Source organism: Kutzneria chonburiensis (genome assembly GCF_028622115.1).
In the GTDB taxonomy this organism is placed as follows: Bacteria; Actinomycetota; Actinomycetes; order Mycobacteriales; family Pseudonocardiaceae; genus Kutzneria; species Kutzneria chonburiensis.
Genome location: NZ_CP097263.1, coordinates 6,798,799 through 6,824,057, shown reverse-complemented (window position 1 = coordinate 6,824,057; position 25,259 = coordinate 6,798,799). Strand labels below are relative to the sequence as shown.

The following is a 25,259-nucleotide window of genomic DNA, read 5'->3' as shown; positions in this document are numbered from 1 at the left end:
GAACATGTTCGCGTACCTGCGCAACACCTGGCGTGGCCTGACCGCCATGCGCACCGCGCTGATCCTGCTGGCACTGCTGGCTCTCGGCGCGCTGCCCGGCGCGCTGCTGCCGCAGCGGCAGCTCAACGCGGGCAAGGTCAGCGACTACATCACCGAGCACGGCTGGTGGGGTCGGCTGCTGGACACGCTCCAGTTCTACGACGTCTACGCCAGCGTCTGGTTCTCGGCCATCTACGTGCTGCTGTTCGTGTCGCTGGTCGGCTGCCTGACGCCGCGCATGTTCGAGTACGCCAAGCAGGCCCGGCAGCAGCCGGTGATCACCCCGCGCAACCTGTCCCGGCTGCCGCACCACGGCGAGTCCACTGTGGACGTCTCGGTGGACGACGTGGTCGAGGCCTCCCGCAAGCGCTTGCGGGGCTGGCGGACGGTGGTGCGCGAGGAGGAGAACGGCGTCCGCACCATCAGCGCCGAGCGCGGCTACCTGCGCGAGACCGGCAACCTGCTGTTCCACTTCGCCCTGCTCGGCCTGATCGTCGCCTTCGCCTTCGGCAAGCTGTTCGGCTACTCCGGCCAGGTCGCGGTGATCGCCAACGGCAGCCAGTTCTGCAACTCCGGCCTGTTCGCCTACGACAGTTTCTCGCCCGGCCTCAAGGTCGACGGCACCGAGCTGGATCCGTTCTGCATCAAGGTGAACAGCTTCAAGGCGACCTACCTGCCGGACGGACAGGCCAACAGCTTCGACACCGATCTCCAGTACCAGACCGGCGCCGAGCTGAACTCGGACCAGTGGCAGTCCTACGACCTGCGGTCCAACCATCCGCTGCGCACCTCGGGCGACCGGGTCTACCTGCTCGGCCACGGCTACGCCCCGCAGTTCACGGTGACCTTCCCGGACGGCCAGACCCGCACCAAGGCCATCCAGTGGAACCCCAGCGACCTCAGCACCATGCTGTCCAGCGGCACCACCACGTTCGACCCGCCGAACACCACCGACGAGACCGAGCTGCGCAAGCACCAGATCGCCATCACCGGCCTGTTCGCGCCGACCGCGCTGTTCGACGGCACGCTGATGTCCTCGGTGTACCCGGCGGCCAACGACCCGGCCGTCGCCGTCCAGGTCTACGAGGGCGACCTCGGCAACAACTCGGGCTACGCGCACAACCTGTTCACCATCGACCAGTCCATGGTGGACCAGGGCCGGCTGGTGCAGAAGGCGATGAAGAACCTCAAGCTGGGCCAGGAGATCGCCCTGCCGGACGGCACCAAGGTCAAGTTCGACAAGGTGCAGGAGTTCGTCGGGCTTCAGGTCTCGCACGACCCCAGCCAGGACTTCGTGCTCGTGTTCGCGGTGTTGATGCTGGTCGGCCTGATGGGCTCGCTGGCCGTCAAGCGCCGCCGGCTGTGGCTGCGGGTGACACCTTCGGGTGAAGGTACGGTGGTCGAGGTCGGCGGCCTGGCCCGCACGGACCAAGCGGGCTACGGCGAGGAATTCACCAGGCTTTCCGCTGAACTGCTGACGGGGAAGAAGGACACCTGATGCCGGTCAACGAGACGCTGGCGCGCTACAGCGACTGGAGCTACGCCTCCGCGGTCGTGATCTACGTGCTGGCCATGGTGTTCTACCTGGTCGAGCAGGCCATGACCAAGACGAGGCGACAGGCCGCCCGCGAGCTGGCCGCGGTCGGCGGCGGCGCGTCCGAGACCGCCGCCCCCGAGTCCACTGTGGTCGTCACCAGCTCGCCGCGGGCCGATCGCCTCGGGCGCATGGGTTTCGCGCTCAACGTGCTCGGTGTGCTGCTGCACGCCGCCGCGGTGATCCTGCGCGGCCTGGCCACGGACCGCGTGCCGTGGGGCAACATGTACGAGTACGGCTCGGCGGTCTGCCTGTTCGCCGTGATCGGCTGGCTGGTGCTGGCCAAGCGCTTCGACATCCGCCGCCTGAGCGTGTGGGTGCTGCTGCCCATCGTCGTGCTGCTGTTCCTCGGCGGCACCGCGCTGTACACCCCGGCCGCCCCGGTGCAGCCGGCGCTGCAGTCGTACTGGCTGGCCATCCACGTCACCGCGGTGTCCATCTCCAGCGGCCTGCTGCTGCTGCCCGGCGTGGCCAGCCTGCTCTACCTGTTCCGCGCCGCGTACGAGAAGGACGGCCGGTTCGCCGGTTTCGCCGCCCGGCTGCCCAAGGCCGAGGTGCTGGACCGGCTGGCCTACCGGGTCACCGTGGTCGGCTTCCCGCTGTTCACCTTCGCCATCATCTGCGGCGCCATCTGGGCCGAGTCGGCGTGGGGCCGGTTCTGGGGCTGGGACCCCAAGGAGACCTGCGCGTTCATCGCCTGGGTGATCTACGCCGTCTACCTGCACGCCCGGGCCACCGCCGGCTGGCGCGGCAACCGCGCGGCGGTGATCAACGTGATCGGCTTCGCGTCCATGGTGTTCAACCTGTTCTTCATCAACCTGGTGACCTCTGGCCTGCACTCCTACGCCGGAGTGGCGTGACCCCGTGTCGACCCGGCGCAACGCGCCTACTACCGTCGTCAACGGACGGGGAGGTCTCGATCCGCTAGCGCAGGGAGGACCCCAGCGGTGACCGGTCGTTTTGATGAGTCCGAGGGCTGGAAGTCGCCCGGCCAGGATCAGGCCGTCCAGTCCGGTCCGCACCCCGTCGACCCGTCGTCCTCCGGGTCGTACCAGGTCAGCGGCGGTCAGTCCGGTCCGTATCCGGTCGGTGGCGGCCAGTCGGGCCCGTATCCCGTTGGTGGCGGCCAGTCCGGTCCCTACCCGGTCGGTGGCGGTCAGTCCGGGCCGTACCCGGTTGACCCGTCCCAGCAGCCCCAGCCGCAGCCTCAACAGCAGCCCCAACAGCAGCCGCAGCAGCCGGGCTATCCGCAGCAGCCCTACGCCCAGCCGGGTGGATATCAGCAGCCGCAGTACGGCCAGCAGGCGCCCCAGTACGGGCAGCAGCAGGCTGGGCCCGGTCACAATGCACTGTCTCCGCAGGAGCTGATCAAGCAGAACAAGCGGCCGCCGCAGTCCGGCTGGCGGCGCAGCCTGCACCAGATGTCCGGCGGGCTGGTCAACCTGGGCGAGAGCCCGGCCGACGTGCGCCGCCGCGAGCTGATCGCGCGGATCAACCAGCCGCTGCGCGGCTGCTACAAGATCGCGATGCTGAGCCTGAAGGGCGGCGTCGGCAAGACCACCGCCACCACCACGCTCGGCTCCACCTTCTCCTCGCTGCGCGGCGACCGCGTGATCGCGGTCGACGCCAACCCGGACCGGGGCACGCTGTCCCAGAAGATCCCGCTGGAGACCACCGCCACCGTGCGGCACCTGCTGCGCGACGCCAAGCGGATCACCCGCTACAGCGACGTGCGGGCCTACACCTCGCAGGGCCCGAGCCGGCTGGAAGTCCTTGCCAGCGAACAGGATCCGGCCGTCTCCGAGGCGTTCAGCGAGGACGACTACCGGCGCGTGGTCGACCTGCTGGAGCACTTCTACAACATCGTGCTCACCGACTGCGGCACCGGCCTGATGCACTCGGCCATGGCCGGCGTGCTGGACCTGGCCGACTCGCTGGTGATCGTGTCCTCCGGCTCGGTCGACGGCGCCAACAGCGCGTCGGCCACCATCGACTGGCTGGAGGCGCACGGCTACCGGGACCTGATCCGGCGTTCGGTGGCCGTGATCAACTCGGTTCGGCCGCGGGCCGGCAAGGTGGACCTGGACAAGCTGTCCCAGCACTTCGCCAGCCGCTGCCGCGCCGTCGTGCGTATCCCGTTCGACCCGCACCTGGAAGAGGGCGCGGAGATCGAGCTGGAGCGGCTCAGCCCGGACACCCGGCTGGCCCTGCTGGAGCTGGCGGCCACCGTGGCCGACGACTTCCCCACCCGCTGACCGTCCACCGGCCGCGGTGCTCGCCGCGGCCGGCACGGGGTGGGGGCGGCCGAATCCGGCCGTCGCCCAGCTCGCCGTGCCATCCGTCCGTCAGCCCGGCGGATTGCCGTCCTCAGGGTGACGCTTGGCCTGCTCGGCCAGCTTGCGCAGGAACTCGGGGTCGTCATCGGGGCCGACGCCGCGCTTGGCCTTGCTGCCGACGTGCACCCGGTCCGAGCCGAATGCACGCCAGAGCAGATAGGCAACGGCTATCGCGCCGATCACCGCGAGCAGGTAGACCATTCGGCACCTCCGGTCAACTGCTCCGAGACTATCTCGTGAACAGTGGGTTCGGGGTGTGCCGCTCAGGCGTTACGCACCGGCTCCGTGGCCTCGGTGGTCAGCTCGGCCAGCAGGGTCTTCACCTCGGACTCGCGGAACCGCCGGTGGCCGCCGGGGGTGCGGATGGAGCCGATCCGGCCCGCCGTCGCCCAGCGGGTGACGGTCTTGGGGTCGACACGGAACAGGGTGGCCACCTCGCCGGGGGTGAGCAGGCGCTCTCCGGCGTGCTGGCGGGGGTGCGGCACGGTCGCGGTCACTCTCGACCTCCCAGTCGCTTGGTTCGGGCGTTCCGGTCGCATCGTGGCATCTCACCCTGCGGGTACTCGAACGCTTGGGTGATGGTAAAGAGGTAGTAAGGCCCAAACGGTACGAAAACGGGCAACGGTGCATACGTTTGCACAGGTCGGCCCGCAGGGGCGCCTGTCGGCCGTGCACCTCTGTGCGAACGTTCTACGCCGCGGCCGGTCTGCACCCCGTGAAGTCCTAGGATTCTCCAATGGACGCCCTGGATCGTCAGATCATCGCCGCCCTGCGAACCAACGGGCGGGCCACCTACGCCGACCTCGGCCGGCAGGTCGGCCTGTCCGCGTCGGCGGTGCACGAGCGGGTCGGCAAGCTGGAGTCGTCCGGCGTGATCACCGGCTACCACGCGGTCGTCGATCCCCGGCTGGTCGGCCTGGACGTCACCTCGCTGGTCGGCATCCACGTGTCCGACACCGGCGACGACGACGAGGTGGCGGCCGCGCTGGCCCGGCTGCCCGAGGTGGAGTCCTGCTACGCGGTGGCCGGCGACGAGGCGTTCGTGGTCAAGGTGCGGGTCGCCACCGTCGACGACCTGGAGCGGGCCCTGCGGCGGCTGCGCAAGATCGACGGCGTCGCCCGCACCAACACCACCGTCGTGCTGTCCACCCGGTTCGAGGGCCGGCCCAACAGCCCCGAGGAGCTCGGCGTCCGGGCCGAGTAACCTGGACACCCGTGGAGACCAGCACTTTCGGCCGTGACATCGCGCTGTACACGGCGGCCCGGATCGGGCTGCTCGTGGTCATCGCGTTCCTGCTCACGCTCGCCCATGTGCCGCTGCTCATCGCCATCGCGGTCGGGCTCGTGCTGGCCTGGCCGCTGTCCATGGTGCTGCTGCGCGGCCTGAACGCGCGGATCGCCGCCGCGCTCACCGAGCGCCGCGCCGAGCGCCTCAAGATGCGGGCCGAGCTGCGTGGGGAGTCCTCCGAATGAGCGCCGACGCGCCTCGGAGCTGGGTCCGTGAGGCCGTCCGCATCATCGAGGCCGACGCCAACCGCAGCGCCGACACCCACCTGCTGACCTTCCCGCTGCCGCCGGAATGGGGCATCCAGCTCTATCTCAAGGACGAGTCAACTCATCCGACCGGTTCTCTCAAGCACCGCCTGGCCCGGTCGCTGTTCCTGTACTCGATCTGCAACGGCTGGGTGACCAAGGGCACACCGGTGATCGAGGCGTCGTCCGGTTCGACCGCCGTGTCCGAGGCCTACTTCGCCCGGCTGCTCGGCCTGCCGTTCATCGCCGTCATGCCCCGGTCCACCAGCCGCGAGAAGATCGCCCTGATCGAGCGCCAGGGCGGCACGTGTCACTTCGTCGACGAGCCCAGCGCCATCTACGACGAGTCGCGGCGGCTGGCCGGTGAGCTCGGTGGGCACTTCATGGACCAGTTCACCCACGCCGAGCGGGCCACCGACTGGCGGGGCAACAACAACATCGCCGAGTCGATCTTCGACCAGATGGCTTCCGAGCAGCATCCCGAGCCCGCGTGGGTCGTCGTCGGGGCCGGCACCGGTGGCACCAGCGCCACCATCGGCCGCTATGTGCGCTACCGGCGGCTCTGCACCCGTCTCGCCGTCGTCGACCCCGAGCACTCGGTCTTCTACGACGCGTGGCAGTCCGTCTCACCCACCCTGACCGGCTGCAAGGGCTCCCGCATCGAGGGCATCGGCCGGCCGCGCGTCGAGCCGTCGTTCGTCGGCGACGTCATCGACCACATGATCAAGGTCCCCGACGCCGCGTCCATCGCCACCATCCGCTACGTCCGCGACCTGCTCGGCCGCCGCGTCGGCGGCTCAACCGGCACCAACCTGTGGGGCGCCTTCCAGATCATCGCCGGCATGCGCCGCCACGACCGTCCCGGCAGCGTCGTGTCCCTGCTCTGCGACGGCGGCGAGCGCTACGAGAACACCTACTACGACGACGATTGGGTCGCCGCCCAGGGCCTCGACCTGCGCCCGCACACCCAGACCCTGGAGAAGTTCTTCGCCACCGGCGAATGGACGACCTGAGCCTCGACGAGGCCTAGCTGCTGGCGTGGGCCGAGTGGTCGGACGACGCCTGGGAGGTCACCGTCGCCGACGGCCTCGCCGACTGATGGCAGGTGCGTCGGTGCCGACGCTCCAAGGCTTCGCCTGTGTGTGTGCGTTTTGTGCCCCACCCGCCCGCCCTCTCCGGTGCGCCGACCCCGCCGTCCTCGGACGGCGGGCCGTTGCGGCGCGTGTGCTTCGGGTAGGCGCTCATCCGGTGCGAGGCATGTTCCCATTGTGGTTCCTACCGCTGGCAGCATTCCCGGTATGAAGATCAGTGTGAGCCTGCCGGAGGAAGATGTCGGCTTCGTCGATGCGCGAACAGGTGCGAGCGGTGTCGACCGACCGTCTGCACGGCCGCATCGGGGAGTTGCCCGGTGAGACGATGAAGCAGCTCGACGACGCCCTACGGCTGCATCTCGCGCTGTAGCTCCCGCCCTACTCCTCCGCGCCCATGTCGGGTCCGGGGTCGCCGCCCTCGGCGCGCACCAGCAACCGGTCCACGTAGTGGTTCCACCCGATGCCGTGCGACTGGAACAGCTCCAGCGGCAGCCCGCGATGGGTCAGGGTGAGCAGGGTGCCGGAGCCGTCCGGGCGCAAGGTGATGTCCACTGTGGACTGACCAGGCTGCACGGGGCTGTCGGGAGCCTCCCAGCCCCAGGTGAAGATGATCCGGTGATACGGGTCGACGGTGACGAAGTGGCCGGCGGCGACGTTGCCCTCGCGCACGTTCATCCGGAACACGCCGCCGGGGCGGGGGTCGATCTCGGCCTCCTCACCCTGCCACGACAGCCAGCGGTCGCGGTCGGTGAAGAACGAGAACACGGTGGGCGGCGTGGCGTTGATCCGCCGTTCCACCACGAGCTCGGGGGCCTGCGTCGACGGCTCGGTCATGCCGACCGTCCCTCCTGTTCGGCGTTGCCCCGCTCGACCTGCTCGGCCAGCGCGGCGAGGGTGTCCAGTTCGGCGGACCACATGGACTCGAGCCAGGCGGCGAGCGGCCCGAGCGCGGCGCGGTCGGCGCGGTAGAGGCGCCGGTTGCCGTCCTTGCGCACGCTGACCAGCCCGGCCTTGCGCAACACCGCGAGGTGCTGGGACACGGCCCCGAACGTCACGTCGAAGTGCGCGGCGACGTCGCCGGCCGAGCGCTCGGCGTCCCACACCAGGCGCAGGATCTCCCGCCGGCGTGGTTCGGCGACAGCGTGCAGCGCGTCCACGGGCGCAGTTTAGCCCCGACTAAAGCTTGCGGGCGAGTCGCCCCGGGGCTAACTTTAGCGGCGACTAAAATAGATGGGAGCCGGAGATGACCGTGGACGTGAGCGTGCAGGTGCCGACGAACGTCGAGGAGACCTACGCCTGGCTGACCGAGCCGGCCCGGCTGCGGCGGTGGCAGCTGATCGCCGGCCGTACGGACCTGCGAGCGGGCGGCGACTTCCGCTGGCTGGTCGCGCCGGGACACACCGCCGTCGGCGTCGTCGCGGCGGTCGAGCCGCGGCGGCTGAGCTACCTCTGGGGCTGGGAGGGCAACGACGAGGTGCCACCGCTGTCGTCCACTGTGGACATCGTGCTGGCGCCGCTGCCCAGTGGCACAACGGTTCGGCTGGTCCACGAGGGTCTGTCCGACGTGCAGGCCAAGGGACACGCCGAGGGCTGGGAGCACTACCTCCAGCGCCTGCACGCCGTGACGACGACCGGCGACGCCGGTCCTGACTTCCTCGGCGAGGACGCGAATGCCATCGATGCCGCCGAGGCATCGCTGGCCGTCTGCCTGCGGACGCTGCGGAGCATCGGCACCGAGCACGGCGCCGATCCGACGCCCTGTCCCAAGTTCACGGTCGATGACCTGGTCGAGCACCTGATCGGCTCGATGACCGGCCTCGCCGGCCTGGCCGGCCACCCGTTCGAGCCGGAGGCCGCCGGCCCGCCGGAGGAGCGGGTCGCCGACGCCGGCCTCCGCGCGATCGAAGCCTGGCGGCAGCGAGGCCTGGCCGGCACGGTGACCGCGCCCTTCGGCGAGCTGCCGGCTGAGCGCGGCGCGGCCATCGTTGCGCTCGAACTCCTCGTGCACGCCTGGGATTTCGCCCGGCCGGTCGGCGTAGAACCGGCCGTGGACGACAAGGTCGCGAAGCATGTCCTCGAGCTGGTGCGCGCGATCATCGAGCCGCCGATGCGGGACGGCGAGATGTTCGCCGCCGAGGTGCCGACCGGCCCCGACGCGAGCACGCTGGAGCGTCTCGTCGCCTTCACCGGAAGGGCTGCCTGATGGAGTACACGAACCTGGCCGAATCCGACGACTACCGCAAGGCCCGCGAGGAACTGCGGCTGGCCGAGATCGAGCTGATGCGGCAACGTGAACGCGTCGCCCAGCAGCGCCGCGACCTGCCGCCCGGGCCGGTGATGCCCAACTACGCCTTCAACAACGGCACGGTGACGCTCGAAGAGCTCGTCACCGACCGGCCGCTGATCGTCTACCACCTGATGTACGGCAAGGCCCAGACCACGCCGTGTCCGATGTGCACGATGTGGATCGACGGCTTCAACGGCGTCGCCCAGCACATCGCGCGCAACGCCGACTTCGCGGTGGCCGCCGCGGCCGAGCCGGACGACCTCCAGCGCTACGGCCGCGAGCGCGGCTGGGACCAGCTGCGGCTGCTTTCCTGCGGGGACAACACGTTCAAGCGTGATCTGCGCAGCGAGGACGAGGACGGCAACCAGGACTCCACGATCTCGGTGTTCGCCCGTGACGGCGAAGGCGCGATCCGGCACCACTACACGGCCCGGCCCCGCATGTCCGAGGACATCCAGGAACGCGGCATCGACCTGATGGCCCCGGTGTGGCACCTGCTCGACCTCACGCCGGCCGGGAGGGGCGACTGGTACGCCGGCCTCGACTACGGTCGACTCGTCAGCGGGAACCGAACCTGAGACGAGGGCACGCGCGGTGGGCAATCCGGTGCGGTGGGGAATCATGGGCACGGGCGGGATCGCGGGGGCCTTCGCGGCCGACCTCGCGCTGACCGACTCCGGCACGGTCGTGGCCGTCGGCTCGCGCAGCCAGGCGTCGGCCGACGCCTTCGCCGACCGACTGGGCATCGAGCGCCGGCACGCCAGTTACGAAGACCTGGCCACCGATCCTGATGTCGACGCCGTCTACGCCGCCACGCCGCATCCGATGCACCACGCCAATGCCCTGCTGGCGCTGCACGCCGGCAAGCCGGTGCTGGTCGAGAAGCCGTTCACGATGAACGCCGACGAGGCGCGTGAGCTGGTGAAGGTGGCGCGGGACAACAACGTCTTCCTGATGGAAGCGATGTGGACCCGCTTCCTGCCGGGGATCCGCCGCGTCCGCGAGCTGGTCGGCACCATCGGCGACATCGTCACGGTGACCGCCGACCACGGGCAGTGGTTCGCCGAGGACGCCGAGCACCGGCTGTTCGCGCCGGCGCTGGGCGGCGGCGCCCTGCTCGACCTGGGCGTCTACGTGGTGTCCTTCGCGTCCATGGTGCTCGGCAAGCCGGACCGCGTCGTGTCCATGATCGACCCGGCCTTCACCGGCGTGGACGGTCAGACCTCGATGATCTTCGGCTACGATTCCGGCGCGCAGGCCGTGCTGACCTGCACGTTGCGGGCCAAGAGCCCGACAAGGGCGACGATCGTCGGCACCGACGGCCGGATCGAGATCGACGGCGCCTTCTACGCCCCGGCCGCCGTCACGCTGACGCCGCGGGACGGCGAGCCCACCGTGATCCCGTCCGTGCACGAGGGCCGCGGCCTGCGGCACCAGGCCGACGAGGTGGCCCTGCGGCTGGCCGCCGGCGACCTCGAGAGTCCGCTAATGCCCCTGGACGAGACCGTCTCCATCATGGAGACGATGGACGCGATCCTCGCCCAGCACTAACCAGGAACGCCACATGCGCTTCCTATGTGGCATCAGATGCCACATAGGAAGCGCATGTGAAAAAGCTAGTGCGCGCCCAGGGCCAGGCCGGCGGCGGTGGCGATGGCCCAGACCAGCATGGCCAGGCCCGTGTCCCGGAGCACCGGGATGAGGGCCTTGCCCTTGGCGCCCATGATCATCTTGCGGGCGCTGGTGACCAGCAGCGGCAGGGCCAGGAAGCCCAGCAGCAGGTAGCCGTCGCGCAGGCTGCCCACGATGCTGACCAGGAACGGCACCAGGATCAGGGCCAGGTACAGGTTGCGGGTGTCCCGGTCGCCGATCAGCACGGCCAGCGTGCGCTTGCCGGCCTCGGTGTCGGTGGGGATGTCACGCAGGTTGTTGGCCACCAGCACCGCGCTGGAGAAGCAGCCGATGGCCACCGCACCGCCGATGCCGTAGCCGCTGAACGCCCCGGCCTGCACGTACAGCGTGCCCAGCACGGCGATCAGGCCGAAGCAGATGAACACGGCCAGCTCGCCGAGACCGGCATAGCCGTACGGGCGCTTGCCGCCGGTGTAGAACCAGGCCGCCGCGATGCACAGCGCACCGACGGCGATCAGCCAGTACGAGCCGCTCAGCACCGTGACGGCCAGGCCGGCGACGGCCGCGACGCCGAAGCAGACGAATGCCGCCAGGCGCACGGTCTGCGGCTTCGCGACCTTGGAGCCGACCAGCCGCAGCGGGCCGACGCGGACGTCGTCCGTGCCGCGCACGCCGTCGGAGTAGTCGTTGGCGAAGTTCACGCCGATGATCAGCGCGAGCGCCACCACCAGGGTGAGCACCCCCCGCGTCACGTCGAACGCGCCCAGCGCGACGGCGGCGCCGTTGCCCACCAGCACCGGGGCGATGGCGTTGGGCAGGGTGCGCGGTCGGGCACCCTCGATCCACTGTGCGACCGTGGCCATGCCGTCATCTTCCGACACGGCCACGGCCGCCCGTCAACCAGGGCCTATGTCCAGAGATAGGTCACGGTCACCCAGGCGTTGTCGGTCAGCTTGAGACCGTCCAGGAAGGTGCCGTCGGCCAGGTCGATGCCGGCCGGATTGGCCACCTTGCGGCCGAACTGGTCCTTGCCGCCGTTGTAGCCGCTCTGGTAGGCCGCCTGCGCCTCGGGCTTGCCCTGCGGCAGGTTCTTCCAGGACTGCCGGCTGGCTGCCGGGTTCCAGTAGTCGTCCTTGGTGTTCCACGGGCCGACGTCCCACACCGGGGCCGTCTCGCAACGCCCGTTGGCCGCGCACACCTTCACCTTGTACGTCGTCTTGCCGTTGGGGGACAAGGACTTCCCCGACGGCAGGGCGACGAAGTGATCCCGTGACTTGATCTTGTGGCCGTTGGCCGTGGTGCCGCCGACCAGGCCCTCTCGGGTGGCGAACACCTTGTACGACCGCGAGGCCAGCGGGGCCGCCTGCGCGGTCATCGCGGTGCCGGCGGTCAGCGTCAGCTTGCGGGCGAGCGGTCCGGTGGAGCCGGCCGGCGCGGTCAGCATCATCCGGACCTGCACGGTCGCGCTGGCCTCGGGCAGCACCGCCGGCGCGTCCGGGGTCGCCTCCGTCCACTCGGTCCACTGGCCGTCGTCGCGCAGGCCGCGCACGTCGACCGCCAGTTCCGAGTCGCCCGGCACGCTCGCGTCCACAGTGGCCGACACCGTGTTCGACTTCGCCGGCAGCTGCCGTGGGTCGAACATGATGATCCCGGTCCGCAGGTCCGGTGTGTCGGTCGCGGCGTGGGCCTCGCCGCCGGCCAGCCGGACCGTGCCGTCGGCATTGCTGACGTTGCTGTTGTCCTCGTTGTGGGACGCCAGATCGGCCGTCCAGGTGGTGCTCGTCGCGGCGGTGGCCGGTGCGGCCGCCGCCAGAGTGAGGGCGGCTGCCGCCGCCAGGAGCAGGGTGTCTTCCGCATGCACCGAGGGAATCGGTGACTTCGTGACTACTCAACGCGATAGGGCGATGTGCCCGTGAATTGCTCACATTGTCGCCGGTCACGTCTGCCGGTCAGCCGAGTGCCTTCCTGAGGGACGCTCGGTCCACCTTGCCCGGGCCGAGCAGAGGGAGCGCCGGCAGGAAACGAACAACCTTCGGCACCGCCGCGCGGCCGGCCTGTTCCCGCACGGCGTCGCGCAGCTGCTGCTCGCTCGGCAGGGGATCGGCGACCACGGCGGCGGCAACGATCTGGCCCCACTCGGGGTCCGGCAGGCCGACCACGCAGGCGTCCTCGACGCCCTTGACCGTCATGAGAGCCCGCTCGACCAGCGCGGGAGCGACTTTCACGCCGCCGGTGTTGATCACGTCGTCGAGCCGCCCGAGCACCTCCAGCCGGCCGTCCTCGGCCCAGCGGCCATGGTCGCTGGTGTGAAACCAACCGTCGACGAACGGGGACGGGCCGTCGAAGTTGCGGTAGCCGTCGGCCAGCATCGGGCCCCTGATGTCGATCCGGCCGTCGCTCAGCCGGATCTCCACGCCGTCCAGCGGCACGCCGTCGTACACGCAGCCGCTGGCCGTCTCGCTCATGCCGTACGAGGGGATGGCGTTGACGCCCTCGTCACGGCAGCGCTGCCTGGCGGCGTCCGACAGGGCCGCGCCGCCCATGACGATTGCGTCGAAGCCTCGCAGCGCTTCGAGGGCGTCGCGGTCGGCCATCAGCCGGGTCAGCTGGGTCGGCACCAGGGCGGTGTAGTGCCGGCCGGGCGTGTTCAGTGCCGTGAAGGCCGCCTTGGTGAAGTTCTCCGCACGGAAACCGTCGGTGAGGTCGGCCACCACCGGCTCCGTGCCCGCGAGCAGCGAGCGGACCAGCACCTGGAGGCCGCCGATGTAGCGCACCGACATCGCCAGCAGCCACGTCCCCGGCCCGCCGAGCCGGGCATGCGTGGCCATGGCTGAGGCTTTGATGGCGTCAGACGCCAGCAAAGCGCCTTTCGGTGCGCCGGTCGACCCGGACGTGCCGATCACCAGCGCGATCCGGTCGTCGACCGGATCGTCCACGCCCAATGCGGCCGGAAGCCCCGGCTCATCGGGGGTGACCGGCAGCAGGGCCGGGCCGTCGCCGGTCAGCGCCGCCGCCAGGGTCGGCAGCAGCGCCAGCACGTCGGCCGGCCGCGTCGGGACGGGCAGCGCCCGCAGCTCGCGGGACATCAGAAGTAGTACGGGTAGTCGGACCAGTCCGGGTCCCGCTTCTCCAGGAAGGCGTTGCGGCCCTCCACCGCCTCGTCGGTCATGTAGGCCAGCCGGGTCGTCTCGCCGGCGAAGATCTGCTGGCCGACCAGGCCGTCGTCGATCATGTTGAAGGCGTACTTGAGCATGCGCTGCGCGGTCGGCGACTTGCCGTTGACCTCGCGGGCCCACTCCAGCGCCGTGCGCTCCAGCTCGGCGTGCGGCACCACCGCGTTGACCATGCCCATCTGGTGGGCCTGCTCAGCGGTGTAGGGCCGGCCCAGGAAGAAGATCTCGCGGGCGAACTTCTGGCCGGTCTGGCGGGCCAGGTAGGCCGAGCCGTAGCCGCCGTCGAAGCTGCCGACGTCGGCGTCGGTCTGCTTGAACCGGGCATGCTCGGCGCTGGCCAGCGTGAGATCGCACACCACGTGCAGGCTGTGCCCGCCGCCGGCGGCCCAGCCCGGGACCACGGCGATGACGACCTTGGGCATGAACCGGATCAGCCGCTGGCACTCCAGGATGTGCAGGCGGCCGGCCCGGGCCCGGTCGACGGTGTCCGCGGTGTCGCCGCTGGCGTACTGGTAGCCGTCACGGCCACGGATGCGCTGGTCGCCGCCGGAGCAGAAGGCCCAGCCGCCGTCCTTCGGGGACGGTCCGTTGCCGGTGATCAGCACGCAGCCGACGTCGGAGGACATCCGGGCGTGGTCGAGCGCGACGTACAGCTCGTCGACCGTGTGCGGACGGAAGGCGTTGCGCACCTCCGGCCGGTTGAACGCGATGCGGACCGTTCCCTGGTCAACCGCGCGGTGATAGGTGATGTCGGTGAAGTCGAAGCCGTCGACGGCGCGCCACGCGCTCGGGTCGAACAAGTCGGACACGTGTTCATCAGGCACACCTGGGAGAATAGGCGCGTGAACCCGTCCACCGCGCAGGCTCGTGTCCTGGTCGACGAACTCGCCCGCAACGACGTGCGCGAGGTCGTGCTGTGTCCTGGATCACGCAATGCGGCGCTGGCCATCGCCCTGCACGCCGCGGCCGTGGCCGGTCAGGTGACGCTGCACGTCCGCATCGACGAGCGGTCGGCCGGCTTCTTCGCGCTCGGCCTGGCCCGTGGCACCGGACGTCCGGTGGCCGTGGTCTGCACGTCCGGGACGGCCGTGGCCAACCTGCATCCCGCGATGCTGGAGGCCGCGCACAGCCATGTGCCGCTGATCGCCCTGACCGCCGACCGTCCGATCGAGCTCGTCGGCTCCGGGGCCAGTCAAACGACCGTGCAGCACGGGGTTTTCGGCGCTCTGGTGTCGACTGTGGACTTTCCGATGGCCGAGCGTCGGGCCGGGCAGAACGCGGTGTGGCGCGGCATGATCTGCCGGTCGTTGCGTTCGGACGGTCCGGTGCACCTCAACGTCCCGTTCCGGGAACCGTTGGTGCCCGACGGCTCCGACGACTGGCCCGAGTCGCTCGACGGTCGTGACGGACCTTGGACCACGGTTGCTGTGTTGGCGGAAGGCCTTGCCGGGGCAACGGAAATCGGGCACCTCGGCGAGCGCACCCTGGTCGTCATCGGCGACGTTTCGCCGGAAGTAGCCCGTGCCACCAGCGTTTTCGCCGCCGCCGCGGGCTGGCCGGTGATCGTCGAGCCGCTGGCCTTCGCCGCCGAGGGCACCATCGCCATCGGATCCCTGATGTTGGCTGCCGGCCTGCCTTCGGAGCTGCGTCCGGATTCGCTGCTGGTCGTCGGGCATCCGTCGCTCAGCCGTGGGGTGCAGCGGGTCATTCGTGAAACCCCGGTCGTGCACGTCATCTCCGAGTATCCACAGTGGACTGATCCGCAGCACCAAGCCGACTTCGTCACTGGTCCGCTGGCGGTGTCGCCGCCCAGTTTCGGCGATGCGTGGCTGTCCCGGTGGCAGGATGCCGACGCCAGCGCCAAGTCCGCCGTGGACAAGTTCCTGGCCGACGAGCCGTGGCCGACCGGTCTGCACGTCGCTCAGACGCTGGTGGAGGCTTTGCCATACGGCGCAACGCTTTTCCTCGGGTCGTCCAATCCGGTCCGCGATGTCGACCTGGTCGCCCCGCACCGCGCCGACCTGCGCGTGTTCTCCAACCGCGGGTTGGCCGGCATCGACGGCACCCTGTCCTGTGCCGTCGGGGCCAGCCTCAGCGCCGAGTACGGCTACGCGCTGGTCGGCGACCTGACTTTCCTCCACGACGTCAACGGTTTGCTCATCGGACCCGACGAACTTCGGCCCAACCTGGCCGTTGTCGTGCTCAACGATGACGGCGGCGGCATCTTCTCCTTGCTGGAGCAGGGTTCGGCCGAGCACGCCGACTCGTTCGAGCGGGTTTTCGGCACGCCGCACGGCGCCGACCTGGCCGCCCTGTGTGCCGGCTACCACGTGCCGCACGCGCTCGTCAGCACGGCCGGCGAACTCCGCGAGGCCCTCGCCCCGGCCGACGGCATCCGGGTCATCGAGGTCCGCGCCGATCGCTCTCGGTTGCGAGAACTGCACTCGCGACTGCGCTCCGTGATCAACGAGACCTGGTAGCTGTCAAGCGATCTCGCTGCGTAGGACCCTACTAACGTTGGGTAGTGCCTTCGAAGCGGTCTCTCTAGGTTCGGGCTTATTGGCCCGAATGGGGAGGTTCGCCTTGAGATCCACCGTGTTCGTCACGCTCGCGACCACCGTCGCCGGGCTGCTGCTCGCCGGCACCGCGGTCGCCGCGCCCGCGCCCGGCGGCCAGACCGTCGGCGACCCCTACTATCCGACCGACGGCAACACCGGTTACGACGTCGGCCACTACGACTTACGCCTGCAGTACCAGCCGTCCACCGATCAGCTCAGCGGCACGGCGACCATCCTGGCCACTGCCACCCAGGACCTGTCGCAGTTCTCGTTCGACTTCGGTCTGCACACCGATTCCGTGCTCGTCAACAACGTGCCGGCCACGTACAGCAGTACCGGAGCGAAGCTCGTCATCACGCCGGCCACGTACCTGGCCAAGGGCAGCCCCATCACCGTCGTCGTTCGGTATGACGGGATTCCGTCGCAGGTCACCATCAACGGCGAGCAGGACTGGCTGCGGACCCCCGACGGCGCGCAGGCCGTGCAGGAGCCGCACATGGCCGCGTTCTGGTATCCCGCCAACGACCACCCCACCGACAAGGCCACTTACGACGTGTCCGTGGCCGTGCCCGACGGCACCCAGGTGATCTCCAACGGGACGCTCGTCAGCTCGCCCAGCAGGCTCGGGCAGACCCGGTGGAACTGGCGCAGCACCAAGCCCCAGGCCACGTACCTGACCTTCATCGCCATCGGTAAGTACGAGATCCGGCGGACCACGGGGCCCGACGGCAAGCCCGTCATCAGCGCCTACTCCACCGCCATCGGCGCCAACCGTGACGCCGCCATCGCCTCCGTTGAGCGCACCCCCGAGGTCCTGGCCTGGGAATCCTCGCTGTTCGGACCCTTCCCGTTCGAGGCGCAGGGCGGCGTCGTGCCCGGCGTCGACTTCGGCTTCGCCCTGGAGACCCAGACCCGTCCCGTCTACACACCCGCGTTCTTCAACGGCGGCTCCGACGTCTCCGTGATCGTGCACGAGAACGCCCACCAGTGGTTCGGCGACGCCGTGTCGGTGAACCGGTGGAGCAACATCTGGCTCAACGAGGGCTTCGCGAGCTACGCCGAGTGGCTGTGGTCGGAGAAGGAGGGCGAGGGCACCGCCCAGCAGCTCTTCGACTACTACTACAACCTCTACCCGGCTTCCGACGCCCGCTGGCAGATCCTCACCGGTGACCCCGGCGCCGACCACCAGTTCTCCGGCTTCGGCGTCTACACCCGTGGCGCGCTCGCGCTGCACGCCCTGCGCACCACCGTCGGCGACGACAACTTCTTCGCCATCCTCAAGGCGTGGGTCGCTTCGCGGGAGTACAGCGACGGCACCATCAACCAGTTCATCGGCATCGCCGAGAAGGTCTCCGGCAAGCCCCTGCACGACCTGTTCCAGCAGTGGCTGTTCACGCCGGCCAAGCCCGCCCTGGCGTCTTCCTTCGCCGCCCACACGACTTCGGTCAAGCCCAAGTCCGCGGCCCAGATCGACCGCACCCGCGACCTGTTGTCCTCCGCCAACCACTGACCCTCCGGCCCATCGGCGCTCGTCCGGCCTGTAGTGGCCGGGCGAGCGCCGTCGTTCTGCCCACAGCCTCTGCCCCCGTTGTCAACAGCTACCGGCAAGTTATCCACAGGTTTTCGAGTTATCCACGGAGTTGTCCACAGCCTGATCCACAGGCGTCGGCCACCGTCGCGCAGCCGCAGGCCGTACCAGGCCAGCCCGTTCGTGCGTATCGACGGTCATCCTCGACGAAGTTCTGGGACAGTCGATGCAGTGATGTTCACAAAGATGGTGGTCACGCTGGCGATGGCGGCCGGCCTGACCACAGGGGGAATGTCGGAACCACCGCAGTGGCAACCGTGTCCGATCGGCGGCGTGCCGCTGGACTGCACGTCGGTGCAGGTGCCGCTGGACTACCAGCACCCGGACGGGGCGAAGATCGGCATCGAGGTGTCGCGGCTCAAGGCCAAGGGGCAGCGGCGCGGGGTGCTGGTGATGAACCCGGGCGGACCGGGCTCGCCGGGCATTCAGATGCCGGCGCAGCTGGCGCCGGCCCTGCCGACGAGCGTGACGGACGAGTACGACCTGATCGGCTTCGACCCGCGCGGAACAGGTCAGAGTGCGCCGGTGACCTGTGCGTTCACGCCGGACCAGCTGGACCTGGGCAAGCTGGGTCTGTACCCGGCGCCGGACGGGTCGATCGGGGCGGCCGCGGACGAGGCGAAGATGCTGGCCAAGCAGTGCTCGGACGCCTCGGGCCCGAACCTGAAGTACGTCACGACCAACAACACGGCCCGGGACATCGACCGGATCCGAGCGATGCTCGGCGAGCAGAAGATCTCCTACTACGGCACGTCATACGGCACCTACCTCGGCGCGGTCTACGCCTCGATGTACCCGCAGCGAACCGACCGGGTGGTGCTGGACAGCGTGAACGAGCCGAGTGGCAACTGGCGCAACACGTTCCGGAACTTCGCGGTCGGCACGGCCGAGCGGTTCCCGGACTTCGAGAGCTGGGCGGCGGCGCAGGACGCGACGCTCCACCTGGGCGCGACGCCCGACGCGGTACGGGCGACCTACTTCGCGCTGGCGGCGCAGCTGGACCAGAAGCCGATGCAGACCAAGACGGGTCCGGTGTCCGGCAACACCTTCCGCGAGCAGACCCGGGAATACCTGTACAACACCATCACCTTCCCCTACCTCGCGCAGCTGTGGCAGGCGGTGCAGGCAGGCAACGCGGACGCGGTGCAGATCAACCCGGCCATCGCGACGATCCTGCCGGGGGCCTTCGCGATCTGGTGCAACGACTCGAAGTGGTCGAGGAATGTCGCCATGTACCAACGAGATGTGCTGAAGGACCGCCAGCAGTACCCGCTCACGGCCGGCATGCCGGCGAGTATTCCGCCCTGCGCCTTCTGGCCGTACCAGCAGGCCGAGCCGACGACCCGGATCACCGACCACGGGCCATCCAACATCCTGTTGGTGCAGAACGAACGCGATCCGGCGACGCCGATCGAGGGAGCCATGGCCATGCGCAAGGCGCTGGGCAACCGGGCCCGGATGATCACGGCTGACGAAGGCGGCCACGGGGCGTATCTGTTGACGGGCAACGCCTGCCTCGACAACTTGACGACCAAGTTCCTGGTCGACGGCACGAAACCGGCCGGCGACGTGCGCTGCTAGTCGGCGCGCTCCAGGGCGTCCCTGATCGGGATCATCTTCGCGGCGGCCTCGGCCACCTCGGTGTCGGGATCGGAATCCGGCACGACCCCGCCGCCGGCGAACAGCCGCACCGACGTTCCCTCGATCTGGGCGCACCGCAGCGCGATGCCGACCTCGCCGTCGCCGTTGGCGTCGACCCACCCGACCGGGCCCGCGTAGCGGCCGCGATCCATGCCTTCGAGCTCGGTGATCGTGGCCACGGCCTTGGCCCGGGGGTCCCGCCGACGGCGGCGGTGGGGTGCACCGCGCCGGCCAGCCGCAGCAGCGAGGACTCGCCGGCCAGCTCGCCGGCGACGTCGCTGGCCAGGTGCATCACGTTGGGCAGCCGCAGCACGTGCGGCCGCGGCGACACCGACATCGACGAGCAGAACGGCCGCAGCGCCTCGGCCAGCGACTCCACGGCGTACGTGTGCTCGCCCTGGTTCTTGGCCGAGGCCAACAGCTCCTGGGCCAGCTCGTCGGCATCCACGCCGGCGTGCGGCCACATGGTGCCGGCCAGCACCCGCGAGTAGACCCGCGAGTCCTTGCGCCGCATCAGCATCTCCGGCGTGGCCCCGACCAGGCCGTCCACCGAGAAGACCCAGCAGCTCGGGTACTTGGCCGACAGGCCGTGCAGCAGAAACCGCGGATCGACGGCCTCGTCGGCGTTGGCCACCAGGTCGTGCGCCAACACCACCTTGTCCAGCTCGCCGGCCCGCATCCGGCCCACCGCCTGCGCGACGGCATCGCGGTAGTCGGTGACCGACAGCTCGCCCTCGGAGTAGCGGATGGTGGCCGGCTTCCGCACCGGTTCGACCGTGTGGAACGGGCTCTCCGCCGGCTCGCCGATCTCCGTCACCCACGTGATGCCGTCCCGACGGCCGACCAGCACCCGCGGCACCACCAGCACCGATGAGCCGGGGTCGTCGGCGAACGCCATGCTCACGAAGGCGACCGGCCCCGAGCCGGGCAATCCCACCTCGTCGACGCAGTCGATGCCGGCCGCGTAGTCCCGCCACCAGCGGTCGGCCTGCTCGAACCGGTCCGCGCCGGACGGCTCGAACCGCGCCGCCTCGCCCCAGCCGACCAGACCCTCGCCCCGCAGCACCCAGGCCAGCGTGCCGTCGGCCGACGGCAGCAGCCGGAGCAGGTCCTCGTCGGTCGCCACCACCCGGCTGCGGGCACGGAGACCGGTGGCACTGGCGTTCGGAGCGGTCATCACGCCTTCGAGCGTAGAGCGCACTCCGCCGGACCGTGACTCCGAGCGGGCCTACACTCGGGCGCTGTGGTGGAGAACGCAGTCGCGACCCGACCGGCGGACACGGCCGCGCCTCGGCGGTCACGCTGGGTGTTCTTCGGCCTGGACAAGCTCACGCCCGGCCGTCGTGCCTGGCTGATCGCAGTGGTGAGCACGGCAGTGCTGCTCACGGTGATGAGCCTGCTGTTGATCGTCGGGGCCTGGCGGGACGACCACGCCATCGAATCCCGCATGGGCCACGCCGACGCCGACGTGCTCTCGGCGGCCTTCGACCGGACCGTAGTGAGGTTCACCACGCCCGACGGCGCGGCCCACAGCCCGTTCAACGGCGTGCTCTACCCGCAGGACCTCCAGGCGGGCCAGCGCGTGCAGGTCGAGTACGACACCGCGCACCCGAACGACCTGGTCCGGGTGGCCGGCCGGGACTACCGGCTGACGTTCCTGCCGTTCGGGATGCTGGTCGGCATCACGTGGGCAGTCGCTGCGGGTCTGATCTGGTGGCTGCGACGTCCAAGGACTCCTGCCACCACGTGAGCACCTCGTCGGCCACGCCGGGGGCCGCGACCAGCAGGCCGTCCAGCGGCAGCGGATCACCGGAGCCGCGCCGGTCCAGCACGACCGCGCCGGATTCCACGGCCAGCGCCACCGCGCCGGCGACGTCCCACTCGTGATAGCCGTGCAGTACGGCCGCGGCGGCATGCCCCAGCGCGACCTGCGCCACGGACAGCGCCGCCGAACCCAATACCCGCACGCCGGCACGGGCCTTCGCCGCGCGGGCGATGAAGTTGTCCATGCCCGGCCACGGACCGGTTTTGGTCCACTCCGTGCACATCACGGCCCCGGCGACCTCGGACTTGTCGGCCAGCTTGACCGGCGTGCCGTTGGCCCGGGTGCCACGGCCCCGCGCGGCGGCGTAGATCTGGGCCCGGTACGGGTCGGCGACCACGCCGACCACCGGTCCGTGCTCGTCGAGCAGCGCCAGGCTGTAGGCGCACCACGGGATGCCGGCCACGTAGTTGGTGGTGCCGTCGACCGGGTCGACCACCCAGCGGTAGGGCGCGGCGTCGATCTCCTCGTCCGCGCCGTACGCGTCGCCGTGCACCGGGATGCCGGGGAACTCGCTGGCCAGCACGCGGCGGGTGTGGCGCTCCAGCGTGCGGTCGGTGTCGGTGACCCAGTCGAACGGGGAGTCCTTGGACTCCGGCCGCGCGCCCCGGCCGGCCGTCGCCGTGATCACGTCGGAGGCGTCGTTGGCCAGGCGGCCGGCGACCTCCAGTGCCCGGGACAGCAGCCCGGGGTCAACCGGCTGAATCGATCGGGAGGACAAGAGGGTCACGCCACCCGAGCGTGAACGCGCTCGGTGTCGCTGACGAGAAGCGCAGGTGTCGTCCCGGGGATCACCAGATCAAGTCTGCGGGCCGGCCGAGTCGGGCGGAATCCCTGACCTGAGGATTTCGGGCAGCGTTCGCCAACCGGCCACCCGGTGTACGGGCGGGGCGCGGACGCTGGGCGGGTGCGCGTCGCGATCGTCACCGAGAGCTTCCTGCCGCAGGTCAACGGGGTGACCAACTCCGTGGTCCAGGTACTGGCGCACCTGCGCCGGCACCGGATCCAGAGCCTGGTCGTCTGTCCAGGGCCCGGCCCCGACCGGCACGAGGACACGCCGGTCGTGCGGCTGCCGGCCGTCGACTTCCCGTTCGTCACCTCGCTGCCGGTCGGCGTGCCGACCCGACGGGTGCTCACGGCGTTGGCCGACTTCAAGCCGGACCTGGTGCACCTGGCCTCGCCGTTCGTGGTCGGCGCACGGGGGCTGTCCGCTGCCCGCAAGCTCGGCCTGCCGACGATCGCCGTCTACCAGACCGACATCGCCGGCTTCGCCGGTTCGTACGGGTTCGGCCTCGGCGCCCGCACCGCGTGGCGGTGGACCAAGCGGCTGCACACCCTGGCCTCCCGCACCCTCGCCCCGTCGACCTGGGCCGTCCGGGAGCTGCGCGAGCGCGGCGTGCCGCGGGTGCACCGCTGGGGCCGCGGCGTGGACGTCGAGCGCTACGACCCGCGCAAGCGCGACGACCGCCTGCACCGCGAGCTGGCGCCCCACGGCGAGCTGCTCGTCGGCTTCGTCGGTCGCCTCGCCCCGGAGAAGCGCGTGGACCGACTGGCCGCGCTCAACGACGTGCCCGGCGTCCGCGTGGTCGTGGTCGGCGCCGGCCCCGACGAACAGCTGCTCCGGGACAAGATGCCCGGTGCCGCGTTCCTCGGCCTGCGCACCGGCGAGGAGCTGGCCAAGGTGTACGCCAGCCTGGACGTCTTCGTACACACCGGCCCGCACGAGACGTTCTGCCAGACCGTGCAGGAGGCGCTCGCCTCCGGTCTGCCCGCACTCGCCCCCGACGCCGGCGGCCCGTCCGACCTGATTGACCACGGTCGCACCGGCTTCCTGCTGCCGCCGTGGGCCGACGACGAGTTCGCCGCCGGTCTGCGCCGCAGCATCGAGCTACTGCGTGACGACACCACCCGGGCCGCCTTCGGCGCGGCCGCGCGCCGGTCCGTACAGGCCAGGACCTGGCCCGCGGTCTGCGACGAGCTGCTCGGGCACTACGCCCAGCTGCTCGACCAGCCGGAGTCTCGGTGCGCGTAGTCCAGCTGGCCAACTTCTACGGACCACGTTCGGGCGGGCTGCGCACCGCGTTGCACCACCTCGGCGCCGGCTACGCCCGGCACGGCCACGAGGTCTTCCTCGTCGTCCCCGGCAGCACGCCGTCGTGCGAGCGGCTGCCCAGCGGCGTCCGGCGGATCACCCTTCGCGCACCGGTCATCCCCGGCACCGGCGGCTATCGGGCCGTCGACCCGTGGCGGGTGCGCACCCTGCTCGACCGGCTCCGGCCGGACCGGTTGGAGGTCTCCGACCGGCTCACGCTGCGCGGCATGGGGCATTGGGCCCGTCAGCACGGCGTGCCCAGCGTCGTCATCTCGCACGAGCGCCTGGACCGGCTGCTGGAGCAGTTCCTCGTGCCGCGGCGACCGGCCGTGGCCGGCGCCGACTGGGCGAACCGGCGGATGGCCGCCAGCTACGACACCGTGGTCTGCACCACCGACTTCGCCCGCGAGGAGTTCGACCGCATCGGCGCCACCAACGTCCGCCGCGTCCCGCTCGGCGTCGACCTGCGCGAGTTCACGCCCTGCCGGCGCGATGCCGCTTTGCGTGACGACCTCGCCCGCGGCGCCGGCACCCTCATGGTCCACTGCGGCCGCCTCTCACCCGAGAAGCACGTCGAGCGCAGCGTCGACACCGTCGCTGAGCTGCACGAATCCGGGCACGACGTACGCCTGGTCATCGCCGGCGACGGCCCTCGCCGCGAGGCCCTCGAACGCCGGGCCACCGGCCTGCCGATCACCTTCCTCGGCTTCGTGTCGTCACGTCCCCGCGTCGCCACCCTCCTCGCTTCTGCCGACGTCTCACTGGCCCCCGGTCCGCACGAGACCTTCGGCCTGGCCGCGCTGGAGGCCCTCGCCTCCGGCACCCCGGTTGTCGTCTCTGCCTCCTCTGCCCTGCGGGAAATCGTCGCCCCCGGCTGCGGCGCCGCCGTCTCCGACCACGCCCCGGCCTTCGCCTCCGCCGTCGCCTCGTTGCTGGCCGACCCCGAGCCCGACCGTCGGGCCGCCGCCCGCGCGCGGGCCGAGGAGTTCCCCTGGCCGGCCGCCGTAGACGGGATGCTGGCCGCGCTGCGCGCGAGGTGACATAGGCTCCGGTCATGTCGCGAGCCGGCTTGGACAAGAACCCGCGCGAGGTCGCCGAGATGTTCGACGGCGTGGCCAAGGGCTACGACCTGACGAACTCCGTCATGACGCTCGGGTTCGACCGGCGGTGGCGGGAGTGGACCCGTCGGGCCCTCGACGCCCGCGCCGGCGAGAAGATCCTCGACCTCGCCGCCGGCACCGCCGTCTCCACCGTCGAGTTCGCCAGCTCCGGCGCCTGGTGCGTGGCCGCCGACTTCTCCCTCGGCATGCTCCGCTCCGGCGCCCGGCGCCCCGTGCCCAAGATCGCCGCCGACGCCCTGCACCTGCCGTTCGCCGACGGCGTCTTCGACGCCGCCACCGTCTCCTTCGGCCTGCGCAACTTCCAGGGAACTGTCGCCGCGCTCCGGGAGATGGCCCGTGTCGTCCGCCCGGGCGGACGCCTGGTCATCTGCGAGCTCTCCAAGCCCAGCTGGAAGCCCTGCGGGCGCTCTACAACAACGTCGCCCTCAAGGCCCTGCCGGTCATCGCCCGACCCGTCGCCTCCAACTCCGACGCCTACGCCTACCTCGCCGAGTCCATCCGCGACTGGCACGACCAGCGCGCCCTCGCCGAGCTCATCGCCGAGGCCGGCTGGGAGGACGTCGCCTGGATGAACCTCACCGGCGGCATGGCCGCCATCCACCGCGCCACCAAGCCCGAGTAGCCTTCCTCGCCCTCGCCCTCGCCCTCGCCCTCGCCCTCGCCCTCGCCCCTCGCCCCCCGCCCCCCGCCCCCCGCCCCCCGCCCCCCGCCCCCCGCCCCCCGCCTCAGCGTTTTCCTCTACCTGAGTGGCT

Annotated in this window: 25 protein-coding genes and 2 pseudogenes; 17 read left to right on the top strand and 10 right to left on the bottom strand. The window is 70.6% G+C overall.

From position 1 onward, the window contains the following. The first annotated feature begins 4 nt into the window (after positions 1-4). The 3 genes from resB to M3Q35_RS31220 all read left to right on the top strand — a co-directional run bounded on the left by resB (position 5) and on the right by M3Q35_RS31220 (position 3,888). Positions 5-1,537: a cytochrome c biogenesis protein ResB gene (resB, locus tag M3Q35_RS31230; protein WP_273944521.1), complete on the top strand. Its 1,533-nt coding sequence runs from the start codon at positions 5-7 to the stop codon at positions 1,535-1,537. Next, positions 1,537-2,493, top strand: a complete 957-nt coding sequence (gene ccsB / locus M3Q35_RS31225; protein ID WP_273936123.1) for a c-type cytochrome biogenesis protein CcsB — start codon at positions 1,537-1,539, stop codon at positions 2,491-2,493. The genes resB and ccsB overlap by 1 nt, the downstream gene beginning before the upstream one ends. Positions 2,494-2,580: 87 nt before the next feature. Further along, positions 2,581-3,888, top strand: a complete 1,308-nt coding sequence (locus tag M3Q35_RS31220) for a MinD/ParA family ATP-binding protein (protein ID WP_273936122.1) — start codon at positions 2,581-2,583, stop codon at positions 3,886-3,888. A gap of 90 nt (positions 3,889-3,978) precedes the next feature. Here M3Q35_RS31220 and M3Q35_RS31215 read toward each other — a convergent pair whose 3' ends face one another. Both M3Q35_RS31215 and M3Q35_RS31210 read right to left on the bottom strand, forming a co-directional pair. Then, complete coding sequence (locus M3Q35_RS31215) at positions 3,979-4,170, bottom strand: hypothetical protein (protein WP_043721353.1); 192 nt, start codon at positions 4,168-4,170, stop codon at positions 3,979-3,981. Positions 4,171-4,232: 62 nt separating this feature from the next. Beyond that, positions 4,233-4,466, bottom strand: coding sequence for a BldC family transcriptional regulator (locus M3Q35_RS31210; protein WP_043721356.1), 234 nt, complete (start codon positions 4,464-4,466; stop codon positions 4,233-4,235). Between the two features lie 239 nt (positions 4,467-4,705). On the opposite strand from M3Q35_RS31210, the gene M3Q35_RS31205 reads away from it, so the two are divergent. The 4 genes from M3Q35_RS31205 (at position 4,706) to M3Q35_RS31190 (ending at position 6,963) form a co-directional block, all read left to right on the top strand. Next, on the top strand, positions 4,706-5,173 hold the full coding sequence (locus M3Q35_RS31205) for an Lrp/AsnC family transcriptional regulator (protein ID WP_273936121.1): 468 nt from the start codon (positions 4,706-4,708) through the stop codon (positions 5,171-5,173). 11 nt (positions 5,174-5,184) lie between these two features. After that, positions 5,185-5,442 (top strand): DUF4229 domain-containing protein, encoded by a 258-nt coding sequence (locus tag M3Q35_RS31200; protein ID WP_273936120.1) that lies wholly within the window; start codon positions 5,185-5,187, stop codon positions 5,440-5,442. Then, positions 5,439-6,515: an L-cysteine desulfhydrase Cds1 gene (gene cds1, locus M3Q35_RS31195; protein WP_273936119.1), complete on the top strand. Its 1,077-nt coding sequence runs from the start codon at positions 5,439-5,441 to the stop codon at positions 6,513-6,515. The genes M3Q35_RS31200 and cds1 overlap by 4 nt, the downstream gene beginning before the upstream one ends. A gap of 316 nt (positions 6,516-6,831) precedes the next feature. Next, positions 6,832-6,963 (top strand): type II toxin-antitoxin system PemK/MazF family toxin, encoded by a 132-nt coding sequence (locus M3Q35_RS31190; protein WP_337960491.1) that lies wholly within the window; start codon positions 6,832-6,834, stop codon positions 6,961-6,963. A gap of 8 nt (positions 6,964-6,971) precedes the next feature. On the opposite strand, the gene M3Q35_RS31185 is transcribed toward M3Q35_RS31190, so the two are convergent. Both M3Q35_RS31185 and M3Q35_RS31180 read right to left on the bottom strand, forming a co-directional pair. Then, positions 6,972-7,427: an SRPBCC family protein gene (locus M3Q35_RS31185; RefSeq protein ID WP_273936117.1), complete on the bottom strand. Its 456-nt coding sequence runs from the start codon at positions 7,425-7,427 to the stop codon at positions 6,972-6,974. Next, positions 7,424-7,750 (bottom strand): ArsR/SmtB family transcription factor, encoded by a 327-nt coding sequence (locus M3Q35_RS31180; RefSeq protein WP_273936116.1) that lies wholly within the window; start codon positions 7,748-7,750, stop codon positions 7,424-7,426. The genes M3Q35_RS31185 and M3Q35_RS31180 overlap by 4 nt, the downstream gene beginning before the upstream one ends. Positions 7,751-7,836: 86 nt before the next feature. Here M3Q35_RS31180 and M3Q35_RS31175 point away from each other — a divergent pair, with 86 nt between their 5' ends. Genes M3Q35_RS31175 through M3Q35_RS31165 form a run of 3 tightly spaced genes read left to right on the top strand, consistent with a single transcriptional unit; the run spans position 7,837 to position 10,431 of the window. After that, positions 7,837-8,796, top strand: a complete 960-nt coding sequence (locus tag M3Q35_RS31175) for a TIGR03086 family metal-binding protein (protein ID WP_273936115.1) — start codon at positions 7,837-7,839, stop codon at positions 8,794-8,796. Continuing rightward, entirely contained in the window at positions 8,796-9,458 is a 663-nt protein-coding gene (locus M3Q35_RS31170) for a DUF899 family protein (protein WP_273936114.1), read from the top strand. The genes M3Q35_RS31175 and M3Q35_RS31170 overlap by 1 nt, the downstream gene beginning before the upstream one ends. Positions 9,459-9,474: 16 nt before the next feature. Beyond that, positions 9,475-10,431: a Gfo/Idh/MocA family protein gene (locus tag M3Q35_RS31165; RefSeq protein ID WP_273936113.1), complete on the top strand. Its 957-nt coding sequence runs from the start codon at positions 9,475-9,477 to the stop codon at positions 10,429-10,431. A gap of 65 nt (positions 10,432-10,496) precedes the next feature. Here M3Q35_RS31165 and M3Q35_RS31160 read toward each other — a convergent pair whose 3' ends face one another. The 4 genes from M3Q35_RS31160 to M3Q35_RS31145 all read right to left on the bottom strand — a co-directional run bounded on the left by M3Q35_RS31160 (position 10,497) and on the right by M3Q35_RS31145 (position 14,509). Next, positions 10,497-11,375, bottom strand: coding sequence for a 1,4-dihydroxy-2-naphthoate polyprenyltransferase (locus M3Q35_RS31160; RefSeq protein ID WP_273936112.1), 879 nt, complete (start codon positions 11,373-11,375; stop codon positions 10,497-10,499). A gap of 44 nt (positions 11,376-11,419) precedes the next feature. Further along, positions 11,420-12,373: a hypothetical protein gene (locus M3Q35_RS31155; protein ID WP_273936111.1), complete on the bottom strand. Its 954-nt coding sequence runs from the start codon at positions 12,371-12,373 to the stop codon at positions 11,420-11,422. Positions 12,374-12,461: 88 nt separating this feature from the next. Further along, the gene (gene menE, locus M3Q35_RS31150; RefSeq protein ID WP_273936110.1) at positions 12,462-13,598 is read right to left on the bottom strand and encodes an o-succinylbenzoate--CoA ligase; all 1,137 of its coding nucleotides are present in this window, start codon (positions 13,596-13,598) and stop codon (positions 12,462-12,464) included. Continuing rightward, positions 13,598-14,509, bottom strand: a complete 912-nt coding sequence (locus M3Q35_RS31145) for a 1,4-dihydroxy-2-naphthoyl-CoA synthase (protein WP_273936109.1) — start codon at positions 14,507-14,509, stop codon at positions 13,598-13,600. Before M3Q35_RS31145 ends, menE begins: the two co-directional genes overlap by 1 nt. 18 nt (positions 14,510-14,527) lie before the next feature. On the opposite strand from M3Q35_RS31145, the gene menD reads away from it, so the two are divergent. From menD to M3Q35_RS31130, 3 genes are all read left to right on the top strand, one after another. After that, positions 14,528-16,165, top strand: a complete 1,638-nt coding sequence (gene menD, locus M3Q35_RS31140; protein WP_273936108.1) for a 2-succinyl-5-enolpyruvyl-6-hydroxy-3-cyclohexene-1-carboxylic-acid synthase — start codon at positions 14,528-14,530, stop codon at positions 16,163-16,165. Positions 16,166-16,253: 88 nt separating this feature from the next. Continuing rightward, on the top strand, positions 16,254-17,753 hold the full coding sequence (locus tag M3Q35_RS31135; RefSeq protein ID WP_273936107.1) for a M1 family metallopeptidase: 1,500 nt from the start codon (positions 16,254-16,256) through the stop codon (positions 17,751-17,753). Between the two features lie 252 nt (positions 17,754-18,005). Next, positions 18,006-19,412 carry an alpha/beta hydrolase gene (locus tag M3Q35_RS31130; RefSeq protein WP_273944520.1) on the top strand — a complete coding sequence of 469 codons (1,407 nt, stop codon included), beginning with the start codon at positions 18,006-18,008 and terminating at the stop codon, positions 19,410-19,412. Here the strand turns inward: M3Q35_RS31130 and M3Q35_RS31125 are convergent. Continuing rightward, positions 19,409-20,151, bottom strand: a pseudogene (locus M3Q35_RS31125) (isochorismate synthase). The gene M3Q35_RS31130 and the pseudogene M3Q35_RS31125 overlap by 4 nt on opposite strands. A gap of 564 nt (positions 20,152-20,715) precedes the next feature. Here M3Q35_RS31125 and M3Q35_RS31120 point away from each other — a divergent pair. Beyond that, positions 20,716-21,222 carry a DUF3592 domain-containing protein gene (locus M3Q35_RS31120; RefSeq protein WP_273936106.1) on the top strand — a complete coding sequence of 169 codons (507 nt, stop codon included), beginning with the start codon at positions 20,716-20,718 and terminating at the stop codon, positions 21,220-21,222. Here M3Q35_RS31120 and M3Q35_RS31115 read toward each other — a convergent pair. After that, positions 21,155-22,024 (bottom strand): inositol monophosphatase family protein, encoded by an 870-nt coding sequence (locus tag M3Q35_RS31115; protein ID WP_273936105.1) that lies wholly within the window; start codon positions 22,022-22,024, stop codon positions 21,155-21,157. The two genes, M3Q35_RS31120 and M3Q35_RS31115, sit on opposite strands and share 68 nt — an antisense overlap. A gap of 177 nt (positions 22,025-22,201) precedes the next feature. Here M3Q35_RS31115 and M3Q35_RS31110 point away from each other — a divergent pair, with 177 nt between their 5' ends. The 3 genes and pseudogenes from M3Q35_RS31110 (at position 22,202) to M3Q35_RS31100 (ending at position 25,129) form a co-directional block, all read left to right on the top strand. Then, positions 22,202-23,326, top strand: coding sequence for a glycosyltransferase family 4 protein (locus M3Q35_RS31110; protein WP_273936104.1), 1,125 nt, complete (start codon positions 22,202-22,204; stop codon positions 23,324-23,326). Beyond that, a complete protein-coding gene (locus tag M3Q35_RS31105; protein WP_273936103.1) occupies positions 23,317-24,426 on the top strand; it encodes a glycosyltransferase in 1,110 nt (369 codons plus the stop codon). The genes M3Q35_RS31110 and M3Q35_RS31105 overlap by 10 nt, the downstream gene beginning before the upstream one ends. A gap of 14 nt (positions 24,427-24,440) precedes the next feature. Next, positions 24,441-25,129 (top strand): annotated as a pseudogene (locus tag M3Q35_RS31100) (demethylmenaquinone methyltransferase). Positions 25,130-25,259: the final 130 nt, after the last annotated feature.

What these genes read in the sequence shown, in the direction of transcription:
- M3Q35_RS31170 (WP_273936114.1), top strand. Translation starts at nt 8,796, where the DNA reads ATGGAGTACACGAACCTGGCCGAATCCGACGACTACCGCAAGGCCCGC.
- M3Q35_RS31160 (WP_273936112.1), bottom strand. Translation starts at nt 11,375, where the DNA reads ATGGCCACGGTCGCACAGTGGATCGAGGGTGCCCGACCGCGCACCCTG.
- M3Q35_RS31215 (WP_043721353.1), bottom strand. Translation starts at nt 4,170, where the DNA reads ATGGTCTACCTGCTCGCGGTGATCGGCGCGATAGCCGTTGCCTATCTG.
- M3Q35_RS31185 (WP_273936117.1), bottom strand. Translation starts at nt 7,427, where the DNA reads ATGACCGAGCCGTCGACGCAGGCCCCCGAGCTCGTGGTGGAACGGCGG.
- ccsB (WP_273936123.1), top strand. Translation starts at nt 1,537, where the DNA reads ATGCCGGTCAACGAGACGCTGGCGCGCTACAGCGACTGGAGCTACGCC.
- M3Q35_RS31175 (WP_273936115.1), top strand. Translation starts at nt 7,837, where the DNA reads ATGACCGTGGACGTGAGCGTGCAGGTGCCGACGAACGTCGAGGAGACC.
- M3Q35_RS31130 (WP_273944520.1), top strand. Translation starts at nt 18,006, where the DNA reads ATGTTCACAAAGATGGTGGTCACGCTGGCGATGGCGGCCGGCCTGACC.
- M3Q35_RS31205 (WP_273936121.1), top strand. Translation starts at nt 4,706, where the DNA reads ATGGACGCCCTGGATCGTCAGATCATCGCCGCCCTGCGAACCAACGGG.
- M3Q35_RS31135 (WP_273936107.1), top strand. Translation starts at nt 16,254, where the DNA reads ATGGGGAGGTTCGCCTTGAGATCCACCGTGTTCGTCACGCTCGCGACC.
- cds1 (WP_273936119.1), top strand. Translation starts at nt 5,439, where the DNA reads ATGAGCGCCGACGCGCCTCGGAGCTGGGTCCGTGAGGCCGTCCGCATC.
- menE (WP_273936110.1), bottom strand. Translation starts at nt 13,598, where the DNA reads ATGTCCCGCGAGCTGCGGGCGCTGCCCGTCCCGACGCGGCCGGCCGAC.
- resB (WP_273944521.1), top strand. Translation starts at nt 5, where the DNA reads ATGTTCGCGTACCTGCGCAACACCTGGCGTGGCCTGACCGCCATGCGC.
- M3Q35_RS31190 (WP_337960491.1), top strand. Translation starts at nt 6,832, where the DNA reads ATGTCGGCTTCGTCGATGCGCGAACAGGTGCGAGCGGTGTCGACCGAC.